This window comes from Mesorhizobium sp. WSM4808 (assembly GCF_055811675.1).
Genome location: NZ_JBVVQX010000015.1, coordinates 180,956 through 187,620, shown reverse-complemented (window position 1 = coordinate 187,620; position 6,665 = coordinate 180,956). Strand labels below are relative to the sequence as shown.

At 63.5% G+C, this 6,665-nt stretch carries 7 protein-coding genes; 6 read left to right on the top strand and 1 reads right to left on the bottom strand.

All coding sequences use genetic code 11. From position 1 onward, the window contains the following. Nucleotides 1-229: 229 nt before the first annotated feature. From AC0L2U_RS25430 to AC0L2U_RS25405, 6 genes are all read left to right on the top strand, one after another. Nucleotides 230-943 carry an ABC transporter permease gene (locus AC0L2U_RS25430; protein ID WP_206516821.1) on the top strand — a complete coding sequence of 238 codons (714 nt, stop codon included), beginning with the start codon at nucleotides 230-232 and terminating at the stop codon, nucleotides 941-943. Further along, complete coding sequence (locus tag AC0L2U_RS25425) at nucleotides 943-1,752, top strand: ABC transporter permease (protein WP_027039831.1); 810 nt, start codon at nucleotides 943-945, stop codon at nucleotides 1,750-1,752. Before AC0L2U_RS25430 ends, AC0L2U_RS25425 begins: the two co-directional genes overlap by 1 nt. A gap of 132 nt (nucleotides 1,753-1,884) precedes the next feature. Beyond that, entirely contained in the window at nucleotides 1,885-2,886 is a 1,002-nt protein-coding gene (locus tag AC0L2U_RS25420) for an Ldh family oxidoreductase (RefSeq protein ID WP_164749058.1), read from the top strand. Nucleotides 2,887-3,127: 241 nt separating this feature from the next. Further along, entirely contained in the window at nucleotides 3,128-3,409 is a 282-nt protein-coding gene (locus AC0L2U_RS25415; protein ID WP_027039833.1) for a hypothetical protein, read from the top strand. 196 nt (nucleotides 3,410-3,605) lie between these two features. Continuing rightward, nucleotides 3,606-4,058 carry a DoxX family protein gene (locus tag AC0L2U_RS25410; protein WP_127270318.1) on the top strand — a complete coding sequence of 151 codons (453 nt, stop codon included), beginning with the start codon at nucleotides 3,606-3,608 and terminating at the stop codon, nucleotides 4,056-4,058. Between the two features lie 93 nt (nucleotides 4,059-4,151). Beyond that, the gene (locus AC0L2U_RS25405; RefSeq protein WP_473602812.1) at nucleotides 4,152-5,129 is read left to right on the top strand and encodes a complex I NDUFA9 subunit family protein; all 978 of its coding nucleotides are present in this window, start codon (nucleotides 4,152-4,154) and stop codon (nucleotides 5,127-5,129) included. 27 nt (nucleotides 5,130-5,156) lie between these two features. On the opposite strand, the gene AC0L2U_RS25400 is transcribed toward AC0L2U_RS25405, so the two are convergent. Then, entirely contained in the window at nucleotides 5,157-6,530 is a 1,374-nt protein-coding gene (locus AC0L2U_RS25400) for a cytochrome P450 (RefSeq protein ID WP_127322890.1), read from the bottom strand. Nucleotides 6,531-6,665 lie beyond the last annotated feature (135 nt).

Sequence of the window (6,665 nt, the reverse complement as noted above, 5' to 3'; positions counted from 1 at the left end):
AAATTTTCCCTACTCCTATAAAAAATATTTTTTTTCCCATTTTTCGGGGGGGGGGGGGGCTCTTCCAAACTCCCCCCCCCCCGGGGCGGGGGGGGGGGGGGCCCCCCCCCCCCCCCCCACCTGCCCGATCTTTCCCAGGCATGTTTGCCGCCGACACAGCCGTCGGCGGTTGGCCAGCACTTCGGGGGCGACGCTGATCGACGCACTTCTTTCGGCCTCCGCGGCCGGCATCACCGAGCTTCTCTCGCCCTACCCGCCAGGCTGGGGCGGGACGCTTCTGGTCGGGCTGCTGCACTCGATCGAGATCGCGCTGGGCGCCACGTGCCTCGGCCTTCTGATCGGCACCGGCGGCGCCTACGGCAAGCTTTATGGCGGGCCGGTGGTGCGCGATCTCCTGGCGGTCTACACCACCATCGTGCGCGCCGTGCCCGAACTGGTGCTGATCCTGCTGCTCTATTACGCCGGAACCGACCTGATCAATCAGGCGCTGACGGCCATGGGCTACCAGCGCGTCGATGTGAGCGGCCTTGCCGCCGGCATCGCCGTGCTCGGCTTCGTCCAGGGCGCCTATTCGACAGAGGTGATACGCGGCGCGATCCTGGCCATTCCGCAGGGCCAGATCGAGGCCGCCCGCGCCTATGGAATGTCTCCGGGCCTGCTGTTGCGGCGCATCACCTTGCCGTCAATGCTGCCCTTCGCCATACCGGGCCTCGCCAATCTCTGGCTGATCGCCACCAAGGATACCGCGCTATTGGCGGTCGTCGGCTTCTACGAACTGGCGCTGGCGACGCGGCAGGCGGCGGGTGTCACCAAAGCCTATTTCACCTTCTTTTTCGCGGCGGGCGTGCTCTATCTGCTTTTGTCGCTGTTCTCCAACCTCGTCATCGGCCGGGTCGAGACCTGGTCGCGGCGCGGCATGCCTTCGCTCAAGGAGGCGCGCTGATGGCCAACGAGGCTGCCATCATCAACGTCGTCGCGCGAACATCGCTGTGGCTGCAGCCGCACCGCATCGTGCTGATCCTGATCGCACTGGGCCTTGTTTTGTCGGCTGCCTTTTTCATGCGCTGGGACTGGCTGCCGCAATATTATGAAATGGGCTTGATCGGCATCTGGCGGTCGCTGTGGATCCTGGCCGTCACCTGCGTGCTGGGCTTTCTGCTCGCCGTGCCGCTCGGGCTGGCGCAAGCCGCCGGCTCATTCTGGTTCGCCGCGCCTGCCAAGGTGTTCTGCACGGTGATCCGGGGCACGCCGCTGCTGATCCAGCTCTGGCTGCTCTATTACGGCCTGGGTTCGCTGTTCCCGCAATATCCGTGGATCCGCGAATCCTGGATGTGGCCATATCTCAGGCAAGCCTGGCCCTATGGCGTGCTGGCGTTGACCCTGTCTTTCGCCGGCTATGAGGGCGAGGTGATGCGTGGCGCCTTTGCCGGTGTGCCCAAGGGACAACTGGAGGCGGCGCGTGCCTTCGGCATGAGCCGCTGGAAGGCATTCCGGCGGATCTGGCTGCCGCAGGCCATCTACCGGGCGCTGCCGACGCTGACCGGCGAGACCGTGCTGCAGTTGAAATCGACGCCGCTGGTGGCAACGATCAGTGTCATCGACATCTTCGCCGTTTCGTCCAAGGTGCGGCAGGACACCTACCTCACCTATGAGCCCCTGCTGCTGCTGGCGCTGATCTACATGACGATCACCGGTATTCTGGTCTTCGCCTTCAGCAGGATAGAGGCCAGGATTCCCAACAAGATTGGTTAGAGGGGAGTAGGGGAGTAGGGGAGTAGCCAGCCACTATTCACGTTCACAATTCCATCCCCATTCGCTATTCACTGCTCACCAATCCCCTATTCCCCTATTCCCTTACTCCCCTATTCCCCTAGGATTGCCATCATGCAACTCAGTCTCGACCAGGCAAAAGGACTGTGCCGGATGGCGGCACTTGGCGCTGGCGCCAATGAGGAAGCGGCACAATCGCTCACTGCTTCGATCATATCAGCCGAGGCCGAAGGGCTTTCCTCGGTCGGTCTGTCGCATTTCATCGACTATCTCGAGGCGCTGGAAGCCGGACGCATCGACGGCAATGCCGACCCGGTGATCACCCGGCCGGCGCTTGCGGTCTATCTCTCCGATGCACGCCGGGGGCTGGCGCATACCGGCTTCGACCGCACTATCGACGACCTCGCCAAGGCGGCAAAGCTGTTCGGCGTCGCCATCTTCTCGCAGAAGAACGCCTATACATGCGGCGCGCTCGGCTATTTCACCGGAAGACTGGCAACACTCGGGCTGGTGTCGTTCGCCGCCACCAACGGCCCGGCCGTGCTTGCCGGCTCGGGCTCGGTCAAGCCGGTCTACTGCACCAACCCGATGTCGTTTGCCGCCCCCGCCGCCGACGGGGCGCCGCTGGTCATCGACCAGTCGTCGAGCGCCACCGCTTTCGTCAACATCCGCAAAGCGGCCGAGGAGGGCAAGACGATCCCGGAAGGCTGGGCGCTGGACGCCAGCGGCAACCCGACCACCGATCCCGCCGCCGCCATGAAGGGCGCCATGCTCGCCTTCGGCGGCCAGCGCGGCGCCAACATCGCACTGATGGTCGAGGTGCTGGCGGCGGGCCTGTCGGGCGCCAACTGGTCGCTCGATGCGCCATGGTTCAGCGGCGGGCCGGACAGCCCCGGCACGGGACTATTCGTGCTTGCTATCGAACCCAAGCTGCTCGATCCGGATTTCGAGCAGCGGATGAAGGACCAGCTCGACCGGCTGCGGCGGCGCTTCGGTGTGCATGTGCCCGGTCGTGCCCGCGCAGAGGCCGCCGAGAAGGCGCAAGCGCGGGGCATCACGGCATCCAAGGCGGTGGTGCAGCGCATTTCCGAATTCGCCGCACGCTATTCTTCCTGAATAGTTGTTAAATATCAAATAGTTATCTGAAATCTGCCCGCCGCAGGCGCGGCGCGATGCGATTTTCTTTGCGCGCTGCTGAACCTTTCCGCGCCTTGCTGCGACCCAGCTTTGTCCAGGGCAAGGCGAACTTGCCCGATCCACACCGGGGGAAGCAGCAAACCGAAATCGAAAGCCTGCATCACGCGAAGGCCGGTCCTTCGCGCCTCGGAAACCTCAACCCAAATCAAAGGAAATTGTCATGACCAACACCAAGATCACCATGCTGACCGCCGTCCTTCTGCTCGGCTCGTTCATGGGTGCCACACAGGCAGCCACCCTGAAGGCCGCGCCGGTCAAGCCGTCCAGCCCGGGTGTCATCACTGCCCCGAGCGGCGGCGCCACCGAAGACCATTACTGCAAGAACGGCCATGCAAAATTCGCCAATTGCAGCGCCGATTTCGTCGCCGCCTGCAAGAAGGTTGGTGGCACCATGTCGGATGTTCAGGGCTGGGGTGGGCGTACTTGCTTCACGCCCTCCTGATACCGTCTCAGGTCAGGCGCTCCGTCGGCCCCTGACTTCGCATGGATGTCACCCGGAAAACCCCGCTTCGGCGGGGTTTTCTGCGTTTTGATCGCACAATGAATAAAACATTCTTGTTTTGGTCAACTTTTGTTTATTTGACTTCGGCCGACCCGACCGGCCGTTTGCGCTGATTGAGCAAAACAGAGGAGCTATAATGTCGGCAAGCACGGACAACCCCCGCAACGCCCTTGTCATCCCGGTCCTTGGCAGGTTTTACGCGGCTCTGCACGATGGTGCCGAAACCGTTCTTCGCGTTGTCGCCGGCGGGTTTTTCGCCATCCATGGTTCGCAGAAGATCACCAATCCTTTCGGCGCTGCCGAGATGGTCGAGGGTCTCGGTTTCTATCCGGGCGCGTTGTGGTCGTTGCTTCTGGCCTGCACTGAATTCTTCGGCGGCATCTTCATTGCCATCGGGTTTTTGACGCGGCCGGCCGCCTTTGCCGGCCTGTTCGTGCTGCTGGTCACGGTCTGGTTCCACTGGGTCACGATGGACCAAGGCTATTCGGGCGCGGAAAAGTCGCTGCTTTGGGCGGCGATCCTGCTCTTTTTCGTCATTCGCGGCGGCAACCGCCATTCGGTCGACGCCCGTATGGGCAAAGCGTTCTGACAGGCTGATAGCGACGACGCGTCGCCCTTTGCCTTTGGCACGAAACGGATTATGAAACGGCTTCAGCCAAGCTTGCGAGCGCCGGAGCCAGCCATGACCGAAATCCTGCAGACCCCAAAGCTCGTCGTCGTCTTTGGCGGGTCAGGCTTTGTCGGCCGCCATGTCGTGCGCGCGTTGGCCAAGCGCGGCTATCGCATCCGGGTCGCCTGCCGGCGGCCCGATCTTGCCGGCCATTTGCAGCCGCTTGGCAATGTCGGCCAGATCCAGCCGGTGCAGGCCAATGTGCGCGTGCGCTGGTCGGTAGACCGCGCCGTGCAGGGCGCCGACCACGTCGTCAATCTGGTCGCCATCCTGCATGAGAGCGGCCGGCAGAAATTCTCCGCCGTGCACGAGTTCGGCGCCCGCGCAGTGGCCGAGGCCGCACGCTCGGTCAGCGCCGGCCTGACCCACATTTCTGCGCTTGGCGCCGATCTGGACTCCGAATCAGACTACGCGCGCACCAAGGCGCTTGGCGAAAAGGCTGTGCTGGAGACGATCAAGGACGCCGTGATCTTCCGGCCGTCGATCAATTTCGGACCCGAAGACGGCTTCTTCAACCGCTTCGCCAACATGGCGCGCTATTCGCCGGTGCTGCCGCTGATCGGCGGCGGCCAGACCAAGTTCCAGCCGGTCTATGTCGGCGACGTGGCCGAAGCGGTGGCGCGCTCGGTCGACGGCAAGGTGGATGGCGGCCAGATCTATGAACTTGGTGGACCGAAGGTGCTCACCTTCAAGCAGTGCATGGAAGAGCTGCTCGACGTGATCGAGCGCAAGCGGCTGCTGGTGCCGGTGCCGTGGTGGGTGGCCAACATCCAGGCCTCGATCCTCGGCCTGTTGCCCAATCCGCTGCTGACCAAGGACCAGGTGACGCAGTTGCGCGAGCACAACATCGTTTCGGACGCCGCCAACAAGACCAACAGGACGCTTGCAGGGCTCGGCATCCAGCCGCAATCGATCGCGACGATCCTGCCCAGCTATCTCTGGCGCTACCGCGCCGCCGGCCAGTTCCAGCAACGCAAGCCTGCTGCTTGATTTATCACAACCGTCTGAAGCTGTGTCTCATGCCTGTCGCGGCGTGACCCGCATCGGCAGACCGCCTTGCGGCTGCGTGGTCAGTTTCTGTACCGGCCAGGGTTTGGTTTCGGCTGTCGTGTCGAAGCGGAAGCGCGACAGCATGATCGCCAGCGCGATGATCGCCTCCTGCATGGCGAAGCTGGCGCCGATGCAGACGCGCGGACCCGCGCCAAACGGCAGATACTGGAAGCGGTCGATCTTTTCGCGATTTCCCGGATGGAAGCGCTCCGGCAGGAAGGCATCCGGCCGGTCCCACAGTTTCCTGTGGCGATGCACGACCCAGGGCATCACCAGCACCGCGGCGTGCTTGGGGATATGAAGATCCTTCCACATTTCCGGTTCGATCGGCTCGCGGTTGATCGACGGCGCCGGCGGATACAGCCTGAGCGCTTCGTCGAAAGCCGCACGCGTGAACGGCATGGCATCGAGCCATTTCGTCGGATCGGGCTCGCGCGCCAACACCTGGTCGATCTCCTGCTCGACCCGGTCGCGCTCCCACGGTGATTCAGCCAGGCAATACAGTGTCCAGCCCAGCGCACGCGCCGTCGTCTCATGGCCGGCGCCGATGAAGGTGATGATGTTGTCCTCGACCTCGGCCCGCGTCAGCCCGTCGGGTCCCTCGGCCTTGAGCAGCAGCGTCAGGAAATCCTGCGGCACGGCATCGGGGTCGCGCTTGAATTTCGCTTCGCGCATCTTGACCGTATCGGTGACGATCTTGCGGAAATAGGCCATGGTCTTGCGGCCGCGGATACGGGTCAGCCTCGGCAGCCAGTCGGGCGCGCGCAACAGATCGAGCGGATCGACGCGACCCATGGTCTCGAACAGGCGGTCGATCTCGTTGGCGAAACTGCCAGGCTCGCCCGATATCTCGCCGGAAAACAGCGTCTCGGCCAGGATGTCGTAGGTGAGCAGCGTCATGTCATGGGCGATGTCGGACGTGCCGCCGTCTTCGTAGCGGGTGACGAAGTCCAGCGTGCGTCTCAGCATCGGCTGGGCGAAGCCGAAGATGTGGCGCGGCGTGAACACCGGCGCCATCGCCTTGCGCGACCGCTTCCAGACCTCGCCCTCGGCGGTCAGCAGGCCATCGCGCAGGATCGGCCGCAGGATCTTCTGACGCACCGTCGCCATCTTGTAGTTCCTGGCGTTGTCGACCAGCACATGGCGGATCAGGCCGGGATCATTGGCGACGATCAGATGTCCACCAACACCACTGGCCGAGATCCACGGCTCGTTGTAGGTGTGCTCACCCCACAATTCGAGCGGGTTGCGGTAGACGATGCGGATCATCTCCAGCGTCGAGGGCGGCGTGGTGCGCGGCTTCGGCGCCGGGGGAATGAAGGGGGCGGGCTGGATGTCCATGGGCTGCTCCGCTGATACCCCAATGTAGTGGCTGGCAATGCGGGCGTCCATGTGACCGAACGGCAGGCGCAAATATGCAGCCCGAGGCGTCACGGCAGGCGATCCGTTCAGCCGATTGTGACCGCCTCCATGGCG